1 tRNA gene is annotated in these 336 nt (G+C 55.1%); it reads left to right on the plus strand.

What is annotated here, in order from left to right:
- The first annotated feature begins 32 nt into the window (after positions 1–32).
- Positions 33–107: transfer RNA gene (locus V6B97_RS17205), tRNA-Ala, on the plus strand.
- The last annotated feature ends 229 nt before the right edge of the window (positions 108–336 follow it).

The following is a 336-nucleotide window of genomic DNA, read 5'->3' on the forward strand; positions in this document are numbered from 1 at the left end:
AGGGGGGGGCTTTCCTGGCAGTAGGCTGGAACGGGGATGTAGTTCAGTGGGAGAACACCTGCCTTGCAAGCAGGGGGTCGCCGGTTCGAATCCGGCCATCTCCACCACGCACTCTTCCCGACACGGTTTTGCTCTTTGACAGTCGCATGTTTGACAGCAGTCACGAGGGGTTTTTCCTTCGTGGATGTCATTCAGGCATGCGCCTGGCACACCCCCTCCTTCGGGAAGGAGGTGTTGCTCATTGAAAATTGAATAGGGTTGGAAAGGAAGTTCGAAGAGAACAAGTTAGAAAGGGCAACAGGTGGATGCCTTGGCGCCAGAAAGCGATGAAAGACG

Source organism: Nitratidesulfovibrio sp. 1201_IL3209, assembly GCF_036763125.1.
Classification (GTDB): Bacteria; Desulfobacterota; Desulfovibrionia; order Desulfovibrionales; family Desulfovibrionaceae; genus Cupidesulfovibrio.